The following is a 14953-nucleotide window of genomic DNA, read 5'->3' as shown; positions in this document are numbered from 1 at the left end:
GTCGTCCGGGGCCTGGCGCGTTACTCCGCGTCCAGGCTCTCCAGGGTGATGTTGTGGTTGGTGTATACGCAGATGTCGGCGGCGATGTTCAGGGACTTCTCCACGATCTCGCGCGCCGACAGGTCGGTGTTCTGCAGCAGGGCCTGGGCGGAGGCCTGGGCGTAGGGCCCGCCGGAACCGATCGCGATCAGTGCGTTCTCCGGCTCGATCACGTCGCCGTTCCCCGAGATCACGAACGAGTTCTCGCGGTCGGACACGGCCAGCAGGGCCTCCAGCTTGCGCAGGGCGCGGTCGGTGCGCCAGTCCTTCGCCAGCTCCACCGCAGCCCGGGTGATATTGCCGGAGTGCTTCTCCAGCATGCCCTCGAAGCGCTCGAACAGGGTGAAGGCATCGGCGGTGCCGCCGGCAAACCCGGCCAGGATGCGGTCGTGATAGACCCGGCGCACCTTGCGCGCGTTGCCCTTCATCACGGTGTTGCCAAGGGATACCTGGCCGTCGCCCCCGAGGGTGACGGCGCCGTCCTTGCGGACGCAAACGATGGTGGTGCCGCGAAACTGTTCCACGGGGTTCTCCTGTCCGGCTGTGTATCGGGGGCACGGTGTTGGGTCGCGGCGACCCGGGATCGTTCACCCGGCGGGTGCGATCGCGGCCGGATCAATCTCTCCGGCGGGCCCGCGGATGGGCGGCATCATACACCTGTGCCAGATGCTGATAGTCGAGATGGGTATAGATCTGGGTGGTTTCAAGGTTGGCGTGGCCCAGAAGTTCCTGGATGGCCCGCAGGTCGCCGCTGGATTCCAGCAGATGGCTGGCGAACGCATGGCGCAGCCGGTGCGGGTGCAGGCGCACGTCCAGCCCGGCGCGGCGTCCCGCCTCGGCGACGCGGCGCTGCACCGCGCGGTTGCCGATGCGCGGGCCGCGACGGCTGACGAAGACCGCCCGCTCGTCCGGCGCTGCCCAGTCCCCCCGGTGCCGCAACCAGGTGCGCAGGGCCTCGCGCGCCTTGCGCCCCACCGGCACGCTGCGCTCGCGCCGGCCCTTGCCGAGCACCCGCACCAGTCCCGCGTCCAGGTCGAGATCGGTCAGATCCAGCCCGGTCAGCTCCGACAGGCGCAGCCCGGAGGAATACAGCAGCTCCAGCATCGCCTGGTCGCGGGCGGCCAGCGTCGGGTCCGGGCCCTCGGCCGGAGCCAGGGCCTGCTGTGTCTGGTCGACATCGAGATCGCGCGGCAGGGCGCGCCCGGCCCGGGGGCCGCGCATGCCGGACGCCGGGTTGGCGGGCATGCGCCGCTGTTCCACCTGGTAGGCAAAGAAGCCGCGTGCAGCGGACAGGAAGCGCTGAATGGAGCGCGGGTGATGGCCCTGGCGCGCCAGTTGCCCGGCGATGCGGCGCATGTCGGCCGGCCTGAGCGCCTCCCAGGGGCCGTGATGCAGGCTGCGCAGGCGCGTCAGGTCGCGTCGATAGGCCTTGACGGTATGCGGCGAATGGCCGCGAACGTCGCTCAGGTGGCCCAGAAACGCCGTGATATCCGCATCCTGCGCGGGCGCGTCCCCGGTCGCCGGGTCAGGCCGCGGCGTGGGTCCGCTCGACATGGCAGCGGATCGACTCGGCCAGCAGGTCGCCGATGTGGGTCACGAAATAGGTGCCCATGTCGGGCTGGAAGCGGTTCGCGGATTCGCTCGCCAGGCCGAGCACGCCGATCCGGTCGGCATCATCGCCCAGGGGCATCAGGATCGCGGATCCGATCTCCTCGGCATCGTCGAACAGTACATCCAGCATCTCGGCGGGGACCCGGCCACACTGGGCCTTGCCGCGGCTGAACAGCGGGTCGAAGGTGCCCAGCTCACCCTTGTCCAGCGCATGCAGGTCGTCGACCTTGCGATGCGCCAGGCGGATGCTGACGCGCTCCGCGCCCAGCTCGTTGCGCAGGGCGTCCTGGGTCAGGGCCAGCACGGCGTCCAGGTTTTCGGCGCGCATCAGGGTCTTGGCCAGTTCGTGCAGGTGCTGGCCCATGCGTTCGTTGTCGCGGGCGCGCTCGACCAGCTCGCCCATGTGCTGCTCCATCGCGCGGTGCTTCTCGCGCAGCAGCGCGACCTGGCGCTCCAGCAGCGAGACGGCCCCGCCGGATGGATGGGGGATGCGCAGGATGTCCAGCAGCGGCAGGTGGTCCTGGAAGAAATCCGGGTGCTCGCGCAGGTAGGCCTCGACGTCGGCGGCGCCGATCGGGGCTTGCGGGTTCTTTTTCGGCGAGCGGGTCTTCGCGGTCTCTGCAGCAGAGGCGTTGGAGGATTGCCCAGTCATAGATCGATCCAGCCGTTGAATACCGTGGTGGCCGGCCCGGTCAGCCAAACCGGTGCCTCGGCCTGTCCGTCCCAGCTTAGCACAAGGGTCCCGCCCGGCAGGGCCACCTCGACGTCATCGTCGACCAGTCCGCGGCGGCGCAGCACGGCCATCGCGGCGGCCGCGCCACTGCCACAGGCCAGCGTCTCGCCGACCCCGCGCTCGAATACCCGCAGGTCGACATGGCCGCGGTCGCGCAGCGCGGCGAAGCCGACGTTCACGCGCCGCGGGAAGCTCTCGTGGCGTTCGATGATCGGGCCGATCTCGGCCACCGGGGCGCGCGCGACGTCGTCGACCAGGATCACCGCATGGGGGTTGCCCATGGACACCGCGCCGAGGGTGATCGAGTGGCCCTGTACGTCCAGGGTGTAGGCGTCGGCCTCGGCCTCGGCGACCAGCGGGATGCGCGCCGGCGCGAACTCGGGTCGGCCCATGTCCACGCGCACCCGCTCGTCGTCCTCGACATGCAGCACGATGCGCCCGCCCAGGGTCTCGACCGGGATCTCGCGGGCCTCGGTCAGGCCCTGCTCGCGCACGAAGCGGGCGAAGCAGCGCGCCCCGTTGCCGCACTGCTCCACCTCGGAGCCGTCGGCATTGAAGATGCGGTAGCGGAACAGTGCCTGCGCCGGATCGCTCGGCGCCTCCACCAGCAGCACCTGGTCGCAGCCGATGCCGAAGTGGCGATCCGCGAGATGGCGCAGCGTCGATGCGTCCAGCCGGACCGACTGGCGGATGCCATCGATCACCACGAAATCGTTGCCCAGCCCGTGCATCTTGGTGAATTCGAGACGCATCAGCGGTGCCCCGGCAGGTGACCGAAAATGATCATGTGGCGGTCCGACGTGACGTGGACGGTAAAACCGTCGAGGCCGGCGGCGGCCAGCTGCGCGCGCACCTCCTCGGGCGTGAAGGCGGCGTGCAGGGAGTGCTGGAAGTCGCGCCGCAGGACGTCCGGGTCATCGGCTGCGTACTGCGCGACCAGGGCCTGGACGGACTCGGTCGAGTCCGGGCGGCGCAGGTCCATCACGAATACCGCTGCCCCCGGTGCCCCGTCGCGGCGGATCGCCTGCCACAGCACCGCGGGGTCGTGCAGGTGATGCAGCAGGGAGTTGCTGATGATCGTGGCATACGGGGCGCGCGGGCCGCGGGCCTCGGGCAGGCAGCCCTCGGCCAGATGAACCCGCCGCGCGGCCGGGTGACCGGCCATCAGGGCGTCGCCGGCGGCCAGCATCGCGGGCGCGCCGTCGAGGCCGTCCACCTCGCAGTCGGGGTAGCGAGCGGCGAAGCGCAGCGAGACGTCACCCGGGCCACAGCCGAGATCCAGCACCGGCCCGGTCACCGGGCCCGGGAAGACCTCGGCGAAGGCATCCACGAAGCCCTCGTGCGGGGCGGCGAAGTCGGCCTCGGCGTAGGCGCGTGCCTGCGCAGGCTCCAGCATCAGCTCCGGTTCGGGCTGGCGCGGGATCACGGGGCCACGCTCCCGGGCGGGTCCGTGTCATCCGGGTCCACGTCTTCAGAATCCTGGGGCAGCATGCTCTCGCGCATCATCAGGTGATCCACCTGCTCGCGGCGGTTGATGATCTGGAAGTGGTCGCCGTCGACCATCACCTCCGGCGGGCGCGGCCGCGAGTTGTAATTGCCGGCCATCACATAGCCGTAGGCCCCGGCAGAGCGCACCGCGAGCAGGTCACCGGCGGCCAGCGCCAGTTCGCGCTCGCGGCCGAGGAAGTCGCCGGTCTCGCAGACCGGGCCGACGATGTCGTAGGTCCGCGTCGCCGTGTCGTCGCGCTGTACCACCGGCACGATCTCCTGCCAGGCGCCGTACAGCGCCGGGCGCAGCAGGTCGTTCATCGCGCCGTCGACGATCGCGAAGTCATGCGCCTCGGTGTGCTTCAGGTATTCCACCCGGGTCAGGAACACGCCGGCGTTCGCCGCGATGGCGCGGCCCGGCTCCAGCAGCACCTTCAGGCTTCGTTCGCCCAGCACCTCGCGCAGGGCGCTGGCCCAGACATCGGGCTCCGGCGGCGTCTCGTCGCGGTAGCGCACGCCCAGGCCACCGCCGACATCGATGTGTTCGAGTGTGATGCCGTCCTCGGCCAGCTGATCCACCAGCGCCAGCACACGCTTGAGGGCATCGGTGAACGGATCAATGCGGGTCAGCTGCGAGCCGATGTGGAAGTCGACGCCGGTGGCCGCCAGGTGCTGGCTGTCACGCACCCGGGCATACAGCGCCGGCGCCTCCTCGATCGCCACACCGAACTTGTTCTCGCGCAGCCCGGTGGCGATGTAGGGGTGGGTCTCGGCATCGACGTCCGGGTTCACCCGGATCGACACCGGGGCCTGAATGCCGAGCTCTGCCGCGACCGTCTCCAGCCGCTCCAGCTCCGGCGCGGACTCGACGTTGAAACAGTGGATGCCGACCTCCAGCGCGCGGCGCATCTCGGCGGCGGTCTTGCCGACGCCGGAGAACACGATCTTCGCCGGGTCGCCGCCGGCGCGCAGCACGCGTTCCAGTTCGCCGCCGGAGACGATGTCGAAGCCGGCGCCCAGGCGCGCGAGCACGTTCAGCACCCCCAGCGCGGAGTTCGCCTTCACCGCGAAGCAGACCTGGTGCGGGGTCCCGATCAGCGCCTCGCTGAACGCGCGATAGTGGCGCTCCAGCGTGGCACGGGAATACACGTAGGCCGGGGTGCCGACCAGTTCGGCCAGGCCGTCCAGGGCCACACCCTCACAGAACAGCGTGTCGCCGTGGTAGTCGAAATAGTCCATCTAGTGGTCCTTCAGCGGGATCATTGCGGGTTGTGCTCCTCGGCTTCCTCGTCATCGGGCAGGTAGAGATCGCCCTTCTGGCCGCAGGAGGCGAGCATCTGCATCGTGCCGAGTACGACGATCACGGCGATCAACAGCCATTGGGCCTTGCAGGAAAACATGGTCGGGTCCGGGGTCTACGTTGCATGGAAAGGCGATAGTGTGCCATTGATACGCCGCTGGCTTCAGGTGCCAGGGCCCCTGACAGGCCGTTGCATCCCGATGAAATTCACCCGATTTCGAATCGCGATGATTCGTTCATCAATGATTCAGCGAGGTTTGGGACGATGCATCTGCGAGACCAGCAAAAAGACCACTGAAGCTGGTCAGGGGGCGGATTCCGGTCCGCAGGGAATAGACCCCTGCAGGTCGCCGTCCAAAGCAACAGGCGTCACAGCGGTTCACCGCGAAGACGTCCCGGATTATCCGGAACTGACCCACAAGATGAGAGGAGATCATCCATGATTAGCACCAAGCGCCGTGTCTTCCTGAAAGGCACTCTCGCCGCCGGTACTGTCGGTGTCGCCGTCGGGGCCGGTCTGCTCGCCCCGAGCAAGCTGCTTGCCGCCTGGCCGTCCGAAGCCTTCGCCGCCGAAGGTCTGGAAGCCGCCTTTGAAGCGGTGACCGGTTCCAGCGACATCGCTGACGGTGACGTCACCCTGAGCGCCCCGGAAATCGCCGAGAATGGCGCCGTGGTCCCGGTGTCCATCGAGTCCAGCCTGGACAACGTGACCGAAATGGCCGTGTTCGTCGAGCTGAACAACCAGCCGCTGACCGCCCACTACGTCCTGGGTGATGGCGCGCATGCGAACGTCTCCGGCCGTATCCGCATGGGCGAGTCCTCCAACGTGGTCGCCGCCGTGAAGTCCGGCGACACCTGGTACAAGACGGTTCAAGAAGTGAAGGTCACGGTTGGTGGCTGCGGCGGCTAACGCCGACCCCGAACCGCTGATCCGAACACTACTGGAGGTTTAAGATATGTCTATTCGAGTTCGCGCCCAGGAAAGCAACGGCGTTATCAATATCCGTGCGCTGATGAGCCACGACATGCTGGTCCCCGACGATGACGGTGGCCCGCACTTCATCGAGACTGTGGAAATTGCGCGTAACGGCACCACCGTCGTCACCGCCAACTGGAACTACACCGTCTCCCGCAACCCGTTCCTGCAGACCGAGATCGACGGCGCCTCTGGCGACACTGTGTCCATCTCCTGGACGGACAACAAGGGTGAATCCGACTCGACCGAGGTCGAAGTGCGGTAATCAGGAGCATTCATGCTCTTGGATCAAAGCCGGGGCTTACCCCGGCTTTTTTTGTGCCCGGGTTCGGCCCGTCGCACCCTGGCCTTTCTGGCCTACACTCCAGACAGGCCCATGCCGAGCGACGAGCCATGCCACCCCATTCCCCGCCGCGAAACCCGGATGCCGAACCCGCGCTGCGCCCGGCCCTGCTCCTCGAACCCCACCAGCCCCTGTGGCAGCGCCTGCCGCGGCGCGACGCCGAAGGCCGTCGGCTGGCGGACTTCATGATGCTGATCCCCGGTCTGCGCCAGCGCCCGCGCGCCGAGATCCACGCCCGGGCGCTGGCCATCGAGCGGGTCCTCCATGGCTACGGGGCCGATATCGCGTTCGTCGAGCTGAACCTGAAGCTGAACACGCTGTGGGTCTCGCTGAGCGCGCGGCCGGGGATCTGCAGCGAACTGCCCTGCGCCATCCAGGAGGCTGTCCCCGAGGCCTTGCTGGTCGGCCCGAAGCTGGGGTCGCGCGGATAAGTCCCGCAGTCATACCGGGCGCGGGCCAGCCTTGCTACACTGGCGTTTTATCGTGCCTGAACCGGAACATGACTGAACGCACCGCATCCGTCCGCCGCGACACCCTGGAGACCCGCATCGCCATCGAGCTCAACCTCGACGGCACCGGGCAGAGCCACCTCGAGACAGGCATCCCGTTCCTCGATCACATGCTGGATCAGGTTGCCCGCCACGGCCTGGTCGATCTCGACGTGCGTGCCGAGGGCGATCTGCATATCGATGCCCACCACACGGTGGAGGACATCGGCATCACCCTGGGCCAGGCGCTGGCGCAGGCGCTGGGCGACAAGAAGGGCATCCGCCGCTACGGCCATGCCTACGTCCCGCTGGACGAGGCCCTGTCGCGCGTGGTGATCGACTTTTCCGGGCGCCCGGGGCTGGAGATGCACGCCGACTTCCGTCGCTCGCACATCGGCGAATTCGATGTCGACCTGTTCCACGAGTTCTTCCAGGGCCTGGTCAACCACGGCTGGATGACCCTGCACATCGACTGTCTGCGTGGTGACAATGCCCACCATGTCGCCGAGACCATCTTCAAGGCCTTCGGACGTGCCCTGCGCGTGGCGGCGGAGATGGATCCGCGCTCGGCGGGCATGATGCCGTCCACCAAGGGCACTCTGTAAAGAACCAGAGGACGAGACCCGGCCATGGAAACTGTTGCCGTCATCGATTACGGCATGGGCAATCTGCACTCGGTCGTGCGTGCGCTGGAGCACGAGGCCGCGGCCGATCAGCGTGTGCTGCTCACGGACGAGCCCGAGACCCTGCGCGAGGCGGACCGCCTGGTGTTCCCCGGCCAGGGTGCGGCGGGGGATGCCATGCAGGCGCTGGCCGGGCGCGGCCTGGACCGGCTGCTGCCGGAACTGGCGGCGGACCGGCCCTTCCTCGGCCTGTGCCTGGGCCAGCAGATCCTGATGGACACCAGCGAGGAGAGCGGCGGGGTCGACCTGCTGGGCATCCTGCCGGGCCGGGTGGCGCGCTTCCCTGCGATGGAGGGTGCGGATGGCCGCCGCTTGAAGATCCCCCACATGGGGTGGAACCGCGTGCTGCCGGCGCGCGAGCACCCCCTGTGGCACGGTCTGCCCGAGACCCCCTGGTTCTACTTTGTCCACAGCTACCGGGTGCAGCCCGAGCGCGAGGCGGATGTGGCCGGGCGCACCGATTATGGCGAGACCTTTGCCTCGGCACTGGCACGGGGCTCGTTGTTCACCATGCAGTGCCATCCGGAGAAGAGCGCCGCCTGCGGGCTGCGCCTGCTGCACAACTTTCTGCGCTGGGACGGAGACGGTCCCGGGGCGTCGTGAGGAGTCGAAGATGCTGGTCATCCCCGCAATCGATCTGAAGGAAGGCAAGTGCGTTCGCCTGCGCCAGGGGAACATGGACGATTCCACCGTGTTCGGCGAGGACCCGGTGGAGATGGCGAAGCGCTGGGTGGACGCCGGGGCCGAACGCCTCCACATCGTGGACCTGGACGGCGCCTTCGCCGGCCAGCCGCGCAATGCCCAGGCGGTGCACGCCATCGCGAAGGCCTTCCCCGACCTGCCGATCCAGATCGGCGGCGGGGTGCGCGACGAGGACACGGTACAGGCCTACCTCGATGCCGGGGTCGAGTTCGTGATCATCGGCACCCGCGCGGTCAGCGCCCCGCACTTCGTGAACGACCTGTGCCTGGAGTTTCCCGGCCGCATCATCGTCGGGCTGGACGCCAAGGACGGCAAGCTCGCGGTGGATGGCTGGTCCAAGCTCTCGCACCACGACGTGATCGACCTGGCCCAGCACTTCGAGGCCGACGGCGTGGTGGCCTTCGTCTACACCGACATCGCCCGCGACGGGATGATGAAGGGCCCCAACGTGGAGGCCACCGCACGCCTGGCGAGCAACGTGCGCGTGCCGGTGATCGCCTCCGGCGGTATCAGTTCACTGGACGACATCCGCAACCTGGCGGCGCGCGAGGAAGACGGTATTACCGGCGCGATCGTCGGCCGGGCCCTGTACGAGGGCGCCTTCACCCTGGAGGAGGCCCGCGCGGCCGCCGGGAGCTGAGATGCTCGCCAAGCGCATCATCCCCTGCCTGGATGTCGACGGCGGCCGCGTGGTCAAGGGCGTCAACTTCGTCGGCATCCGCGATGCCGGGGACCCGGTGGAGATTGCCCGGCGTTACAACGCGCAGGGCGCGGACGAGATCACCTTCCTCGACATCACCGCCTCCAGCGACGACCGCGAGACCATCCTGCACGTGGTCGAGGCGGTCGCGCGCGAGGTCTTCATCCCGCTGACGGTCGGGGGCGGCGTGCGCGCGGTCGAGGACATCCGCCGCCTGCTGAACGCCGGGGCCGACAAGGTCTCCATCAATACCGCCGCGGTGCACCGCCCGGAGCTGGTGCGCGAGGCCGCCGACTGGGTCGGCAGCCAGTGCATCGTGGTCGCGATCGACGCCAAGCAGGTCAGCACGGGGAATGGGCCACCGCGCTGGGAGGTCTTTACCCACGGAGGGCGCCGCGAGACCGGGCTGGACGTGGTCGAGTGGGCGCAGCGCATGGAGGCCCTGGGAGCTGGCGAGATCCTGCTGACCAGCATGGACCGCGACGGTACCCGCATCGGCTTCGATCTGGCCCTGACCCGCGCGGTCAGCGACGCGGTGGGTATCCCGGTCATCGCCTCCGGCGGCGTCGGTGAGCTCCAGCACCTGGTGGAGGGCGTGACCGAGGGCCATGCCGACGCGGTGCTGGCGGCCAGTATCTTTCATTTCGGCCAGCACACCGTGGGCGAGGCCAAGGACGCGATGGCGGCGGCCGGTGTGCCGGTGCGACCGAACGATGCCGAGGTGGCCACGCAATGACCGAGTCCGCGCCCAACCGTCCCGCCGGCGCCGAGGTGCTCGCCGCACTGGCCGAGGTCATCGAGCAGCGCCGTCAGGCCGACCCGGAGCAGTCCTATGTGGCGAAGCTCCACGCGCGCGGCCTGGACGAGATGCTGAAGAAACTGGGCGAGGAATCGGCGGAGACCCTGATCGCCGCGAAGAACAACGATACCGACGCCCTGGTGTCGGAAATGGCCGACCTGTGGTTTCATGCCCTGGTGGTGCTCGCGGCGCGCGGCCGGCACCCGGACGATGTCCTCGACGAACTGGCGCGACGTTTCGGCCTGTCGGGTGTCGCGGAGAAGGCCGCGCGCGAAACGAGTGGACGTCGCTCCGATCACTGATGATCTCCCGGCGGCCTTTGACTGGCTCCGGTAAAGCGTTCGTTCATGTTGCTCGGCTACACTGCGGTCATCGTGTCGGGTCCACGCGCCAGAGCAATCCGGGCGCGAGCATGTACATGACCCGGCGTGCCGCACAGTTGATTATGGGCCTGGCGCCGTTCAGGCTACCCAAAAGTTGTTTTACCGGAGACAGAATCCATGGGTATCGGTGGTATCAGTATTTGGCAGCTCCTCATTATCCTGCTCATCGTCGTGCTGCTGTTCGGCACCAAGAAGCTGCGCAACATGGGGGGGGATATCGGTTCGGCGATGAAGAACTTCCGCCAGGCGGTCAAGGACCCCGACGCCGAAGAGAAGAAGGAAGGCGAAGACGGCGAGACGCGCGAGGTCGAGGACCAGACCGACGACAAGGGTCGCGTGGTCGACGCCGAGGTCAAAAAGAGCAGCGAAAAGGATTCCGACGCCTCGCAATCGGACAAGAAGTCCTGAGCCTCGCGCCCGGCGCGGTGGCCCGGCTCGAACGGCGGTAGTCCATGTTCGATATCGGCTTCTGGGAAATCATCATCATCGTGCTGGTGGCGCTGCTGGTCGTCGGGCCGGAGCGGCTGCCCGGGCTTGCGCGCGAGATCGGGCGCTGGGTGGGCAAGACCCGGCGTTTCGTCCACAGCGTGCGTTCGGATTTCGAGCAGGAGTTGCAGACCGACGAGCTGCGCAAGATGCTGAAGAGCCAGGATCGCGAGATCCGCCAGCTCAAGAACATGATGGACGAGACCGAGACCAGCCTGCGCGAGGAGTTCGAGGACACCGAGCGCGGTCTGCGGGAGGACATCGAGGGTCAGCCGAAGACCGGCAAGCACCTCTCGGACTCCGAGCAAAAGGCGCTGGCCGAGAAGAAGCCGGCCAAGCCGGCGGTGCGCGACAAGCCCTCGATGCGCAGCCCCGACGCGGCGGTGCGCGGTGGCGACGCTGAAACGCCGGATACCGACGCCGAAGCCGACGAACCGACCGAGGTGCGCCGTGTGCCCACACAGGGCGATCTGGACGGCAACCTGATGACCGACGACCCGGCGCTGGCCGCCGAGCAGAAGGCTCGGGCGGCCGACGGACCGCGTCCGGAGCGCAAGAAGCCGGCGGTGCGCGAACGCCGGACCCCGGATCCCGCGGACGAGGGCTCGCGCCCGGCGCGGGACTCGACGACCGACACCACTCACGACGACCAGACCCCTGACAAGCACTCATGAGCAAGACCAAACCGGGGGTCGAGCCGAGTCCGGAAGCCACCGAGACCCTGCTCACGCATCTGATCGAGCTGCGGGACCGCATCCTCAGGATGTTCATCGCCATCCTGGTGGTGTTCCTGATCCTGTTCCCGTTCGCCAACCCGATCTACACCTGGCTGGCCGACCCGCTGATGCAGCACCTGCCGGAAGGCACCAGCATGATCGCGATCGACGTGGCCGCGCCGTTCCTGATCCCGTTCAAGCTGACCCTGCTGCTGGCCGTGGTCCTCAGCATCCCGTACCTGCTGTACCAGGTCTGGTCCTTCGTGGCCCCGGGCCTGTACGCCCACGAAAAGAGCATGGCGCTGCCGCTGGTGGCCTCGTCCACCATGCTGTTCTACCTCGGGATGGCATTCGCCTATTTCGTGGTGTTCCCGCTGATCTTCGCGTTCTTCACCGCCACCGCGCCCGAGGGCGTGTCGGTGATGACCGACATCTCGCGCTACCTGTCGTTCGTCATCATGCTGTTCATCGCCTTCGGCATTGCCTTCGAGGTGCCGGTGGCGACCATCCTGCTCGTCTCCATGGGGGCGACCACCCCGGCCAAGCTGGCGCAGAAGCGCCCCTACGTAATCGTCGGGGTGTTCCTGGTGGGGATGGTGCTCACCCCGCCGGATATCATCTCGCAGACCCTGCTGGCGCTGCCGATGTGGCTGCTGTTCGAGATCGGCCTGATCCTGTCGCGGATCATGGAGCGCAAGAAGGCCGAACGCCGCGCTGGCGCGGGCAATGACGATGGTGCGTCCGATGGCGAGGGCCCGGACGACGACGGTCCGGGTGGTGGCGGTACGTCCCCCCGCGGCGGATCGGGCGGCTCCGGGGGCACCCGCACCACCGCGGCGACGACGGGAGCGGCTGCCTCCACCGCCACCAAGGGCGAGGGCGCCAGTGCCGCCGCCCGCACCGGGTACACCCCGCTGACGGACGACGAGATGGACGCCGAGCTCGACCGCATCGAGGAAGAGCAGGCTGAGCTGCGCCGCCAGCGCGAGGCCCGCGACTCCGGCGGCGCCACCGCCGGGCAAGCGCCAGCGGATCCGGCGCCCGATGCCACGTCGGCTCCTGCCGCCGAGAACCAGGACGACGCGGGCTCGCCATCCGACGAGGACAAGGGCGGTGGGCCGCCCGACCATCCCGACGCCGGGCGGGAGCGCTGACCCTCTCTGTGCTCCGCCTCATTTGTGCGGCGCCACGCCCCGCCAAGCATCGGAACTTGCTAAAATGCCCGGGTAACCCATTGACCCAGGTAATGATCCCGCGATGGCCGATCCGCGTTCCACCCCCCGCCGCCCCGTCCTGCTGGTCGTCATGGACGGAGTGGGCGTAAACCCCGCCAAGCTGAACAATGCCTACGCCGAGGCCGACACCCCGCGCCTCGACGAGTATCTGTCCACGCATACGCACACGACGCTGGATGCCTGCGGCCGTGCCGTCGGGCTGCCGGACGGGCAGATGGGCAACTCCGAAGTGGGGCACCTGACGCTGGGGGCCGGGACCGTGATCAACCAGGACCTGGTGCGCATCGACGACTCCATCGCCGACGGCAGCTTCTACGAGAACGATGCCCTGGTCAGTGCCGCGCGGGCGGCCGCCAACAACGACCTCCCGCTGCACCTGATCGGCCTGGTCTCGGATGGCGGCGTGCATTCGCATATCCGTCACCTGCGCGCGCTGGTCGAGATCTGCCAGCGCGAGGGTGCCCGCCCGATGGTGCACATGATCACGGACGGCCGCGACACCGCACCGCGCTCCGCGCTGAACTACCTCGATCCCCTCGAGGAGGAGCTGGCGAGTGCCGGCGGCGCCATCGCCACGGTCTGCGGGCGCTACTATGCGATGGATCGGGACAAACGCTGGAAGCGCACGGAGAAGGCCTTCCGCGCCATTGCCTACGCCGAGGGCGAGGCCGCTGGTTCCGCCCGTGAGGCCATCGAGGCCGCTTACGCCGCCGGCGAGGACGACGAGTTCATCAATCCGCGCATCATCAACGGCGGCGCGCCGCTGGGTGAAGACGCGGTCTGCGTCCTGTTCAACTTCCGCAATGATCGCCCGCGCCAGCTCACGGCGGCCCTGGGCATGGACGACTTCGACGGCTTCGACCGCGGCGACTTCCACCCGGTCTCCGAGACCTGCCTGACCGAGTACGACCCGCGCTTCCTGTCGCCGATCGCCTTCCCGCCGGAACGCCCGTCCACGACCCTGGGCAGCACCATCGCCTCCGCCGGGATCCCGCAGTTCCACTGCGCCGAGACCGAGAAGTACGCCCACGTGACCTTCTTCTTCAACGGCGGCAAGGAAGAACCCTACGCCGGGGAGCAGCGCGTGATGGTTCCCTCGCCTTCGGTCGATACCTACGACGAGCAGCCCGAGATGAGTGCGAAGGAAGTCGCTGACGAGACCATCCAGGCCATGCAGAGCGGGCGCTACGGCTTCATTCTGGTGAACTTCGCCAATGGCGACATGGTCGGTCACACCGCCAAGCGCGAGGCCCTGATCCAGGCGGTCCAGACCCTGGACCGCGAGGTCGGCCGGGTGCTGGATGCTGCGAAGGAACTGGAATACTCCGCGATCGTGACCGCCGACCACGGCAACTGCGACGAGTACATCGACCCGGTGACCGGGGCCCCGCACACTCAGCACACCATCTACCCGGTCATGTGCATGATTCTCGACTCGCAGCGCTGGCGCCTGCGCACCGGCGGCGGGCTGGCCGACGTGGCGCCGACCGTGCTGGAACTGATGGGCGTGCCCAAGCCCGCCGCGATGGGCGGGCAGAGCCTGTTGTTCGAGGAAGTGCCGGCTTCGGCCTGAGCAGGGGCAGCCATGCACACGCGCTATAGCGACATCCCGGCCTACGACACCAAGGACGGCTCCGAGATCCGCGAGTTGATGCACCCCGATGTGCATGGCAATGCGGCCCAGAGCCTGGCCGAGGCGGTGGTCGAGCCCGGGGCGACGACGCGCCTGCATCGCCACGGTCGAACGGAAGAGCTCTATCACGTGACCCGTGGACAGGGCGAGATGCGCCTGGGTGACACGACCTTCCCGGTGAGCGTGGGCGACACCGTCTGCATTGCCCCCGGCACGCCGCACAACATCCGCAATACGGGTAGCGAGCCGCTGCATATCCTGTGCAGCTGCTCGCCGGCGTACTCGCACGACGACACCGAACTCCTGTAGCGCCGAGCGGCGCACGCCGCTACCCCGCTCCGTCATCGCGTACATGGACGCCCCCGGTTTGCCAAGCGTTTGAGTGATGGTTTCGGGGCGACGATTGCTCCCGTACATTCGGACTGCGTGTGCGGCTTTCATTCGCCACGGTCCCGGATGGATTCCGCGGGTGGAGGGTCCCAGCGAGGTCACGCACTCGAGGTGCTTCGCAATGATCGGACTGGCCCCCACCGGGATCGCTCCCGTTGCCATCATGCTCAATCGCTTGCGCAATCGAGGGTTGGGTACGTAATAACGCGTTCGCTTCTCCGTTTTTGTAGGCTTACGCGGCGACGCCG

General features: G+C 68.0%; 20 protein-coding genes. 13 read left to right on the top strand and 7 right to left on the bottom strand.

Translation table 11 applies throughout. The features are described 5' to 3' along the window. Positions 1–20: 20 nt before the first annotated feature. The 7 genes from hslV to F627_RS16090 form a co-directional block, all read right to left on the bottom strand. Entirely contained in the window at positions 21–563 is a 543-nt protein-coding gene (hslV, locus tag F627_RS0100100) for an ATP-dependent protease subunit HslV (RefSeq protein WP_018141092.1), read from the bottom strand. A 91-nt stretch (positions 564–654) separates the two neighbouring features. Continuing rightward, positions 655–1593 (bottom strand): tyrosine recombinase XerC, encoded by a 939-nt coding sequence (gene xerC, locus F627_RS0100095; protein WP_018880954.1) that lies wholly within the window; start codon positions 1591–1593, stop codon positions 655–657. Continuing rightward, positions 1565–2302 carry a DUF484 family protein gene (locus tag F627_RS0100090; RefSeq protein WP_018876778.1) on the bottom strand — a complete coding sequence of 246 codons (738 nt, stop codon included), beginning with the start codon at positions 2300–2302 and terminating at the stop codon, positions 1565–1567. Before F627_RS0100090 ends, xerC begins: the two co-directional genes overlap by 29 nt. Further along, positions 2299–3135: a diaminopimelate epimerase gene (gene dapF, locus F627_RS0100085; RefSeq protein ID WP_018867634.1), complete on the bottom strand. Its 837-nt coding sequence runs from the start codon at positions 3133–3135 to the stop codon at positions 2299–2301. The genes F627_RS0100090 and dapF overlap by 4 nt, the downstream gene beginning before the upstream one ends. Continuing rightward, on the bottom strand, positions 3135–3809 hold the full coding sequence (locus tag F627_RS0100080; RefSeq protein WP_018867635.1) for a trans-aconitate 2-methyltransferase: 675 nt from the start codon (positions 3807–3809) through the stop codon (positions 3135–3137). Before F627_RS0100080 ends, dapF begins: the two co-directional genes overlap by 1 nt. Further along, positions 3806–5110 (bottom strand): diaminopimelate decarboxylase, encoded by a 1305-nt coding sequence (gene lysA, locus F627_RS0100075; protein ID WP_018867636.1) that lies wholly within the window; start codon positions 5108–5110, stop codon positions 3806–3808. Before lysA ends, F627_RS0100080 begins: the two co-directional genes overlap by 4 nt. A 20-nt stretch (positions 5111–5130) precedes the next feature. After that, positions 5131–5271 (bottom strand): lipoprotein, encoded by a 141-nt coding sequence (locus tag F627_RS16090; RefSeq protein WP_018867637.1) that lies wholly within the window; start codon positions 5269–5271, stop codon positions 5131–5133. A 339-nt stretch (positions 5272–5610) separates the two neighbouring features. Between F627_RS16090 and soxY the strand changes: the two genes are divergently transcribed. From soxY to F627_RS0100005, 13 genes are all read left to right on the top strand, one after another. After that, positions 5611–6081: a thiosulfate oxidation carrier protein SoxY gene (gene soxY, locus F627_RS0100065; protein WP_018867638.1), complete on the top strand. Its 471-nt coding sequence runs from the start codon at positions 5611–5613 to the stop codon at positions 6079–6081. A gap of 46 nt (positions 6082–6127) precedes the next feature. Further along, positions 6128–6412, top strand: a complete 285-nt coding sequence (gene soxZ, locus F627_RS15490; RefSeq protein ID WP_038035779.1) for a thiosulfate oxidation carrier complex protein SoxZ — start codon at positions 6128–6130, stop codon at positions 6410–6412. A gap of 128 nt (positions 6413–6540) precedes the next feature. After that, positions 6541–6921 carry a hypothetical protein gene (locus F627_RS0100055; RefSeq protein ID WP_018867640.1) on the top strand — a complete coding sequence of 127 codons (381 nt, stop codon included), beginning with the start codon at positions 6541–6543 and terminating at the stop codon, positions 6919–6921. 68 nt (positions 6922–6989) lie between these two features. Beyond that, on the top strand, positions 6990–7583 hold the full coding sequence (gene hisB / locus F627_RS0100050) for an imidazoleglycerol-phosphate dehydratase HisB (RefSeq protein ID WP_018867641.1): 594 nt from the start codon (positions 6990–6992) through the stop codon (positions 7581–7583). Between the two features lie 24 nt (positions 7584–7607). Next, entirely contained in the window at positions 7608–8264 is a 657-nt protein-coding gene (gene hisH, locus F627_RS0100045) for an imidazole glycerol phosphate synthase subunit HisH (protein WP_018878255.1), read from the top strand. A 10-nt stretch (positions 8265–8274) separates the two neighbouring features. After that, the gene (gene hisA / locus F627_RS0100040; RefSeq protein ID WP_018867643.1) at positions 8275–9003 is read left to right on the top strand and encodes a 1-(5-phosphoribosyl)-5-[(5-phosphoribosylamino)methylideneamino]imidazole-4-carboxamide isomerase; all 729 of its coding nucleotides are present in this window, start codon (positions 8275–8277) and stop codon (positions 9001–9003) included. Between the two features lies 1 nt (position 9004). Next, positions 9005–9799: an imidazole glycerol phosphate synthase subunit HisF gene (hisF, locus tag F627_RS0100035; RefSeq protein ID WP_019582933.1), complete on the top strand. Its 795-nt coding sequence runs from the start codon at positions 9005–9007 to the stop codon at positions 9797–9799. Then, positions 9796–10164: a phosphoribosyl-ATP diphosphatase gene (locus F627_RS0100030; protein ID WP_019582932.1), complete on the top strand. Its 369-nt coding sequence runs from the start codon at positions 9796–9798 to the stop codon at positions 10162–10164. Before hisF ends, F627_RS0100030 begins: the two co-directional genes overlap by 4 nt. A 198-nt stretch (positions 10165–10362) precedes the next feature. Continuing rightward, entirely contained in the window at positions 10363–10653 is a 291-nt protein-coding gene (gene tatA, locus F627_RS0100025; RefSeq protein ID WP_018867646.1) for a twin-arginine translocase TatA/TatE family subunit, read from the top strand. 44 nt (positions 10654–10697) lie between these two features. After that, positions 10698–11405: a Sec-independent protein translocase protein TatB gene (tatB, locus tag F627_RS0100020; RefSeq protein WP_018876771.1), complete on the top strand. Its 708-nt coding sequence runs from the start codon at positions 10698–10700 to the stop codon at positions 11403–11405. Further along, positions 11402–12601, top strand: a complete 1200-nt coding sequence (tatC, locus tag F627_RS0100015; protein ID WP_019582931.1) for a twin-arginine translocase subunit TatC — start codon at positions 11402–11404, stop codon at positions 12599–12601. The genes tatB and tatC overlap by 4 nt, the downstream gene beginning before the upstream one ends. A gap of 103 nt (positions 12602–12704) precedes the next feature. Further along, on the top strand, positions 12705–14255 hold the full coding sequence (gpmI, locus tag F627_RS0100010) for a 2,3-bisphosphoglycerate-independent phosphoglycerate mutase (RefSeq protein ID WP_019582930.1): 1551 nt from the start codon (positions 12705–12707) through the stop codon (positions 14253–14255). A gap of 12 nt (positions 14256–14267) precedes the next feature. Continuing rightward, complete coding sequence (locus F627_RS0100005; RefSeq protein ID WP_017943104.1) at positions 14268–14624, top strand: cupin domain-containing protein; 357 nt, start codon at positions 14268–14270, stop codon at positions 14622–14624. Positions 14625–14953 lie beyond the last annotated feature (329 nt).

The organism is Thioalkalivibrio sp. ALE16, assembly GCF_000381305.1.
GTDB lineage: Bacteria > Pseudomonadota > Gammaproteobacteria > Ectothiorhodospirales > Ectothiorhodospiraceae > Thioalkalivibrio.
The sequence above is the reverse complement of the archived record's forward strand: the minus strand, read 5'-3'. Positions and strand labels throughout refer to the sequence as shown.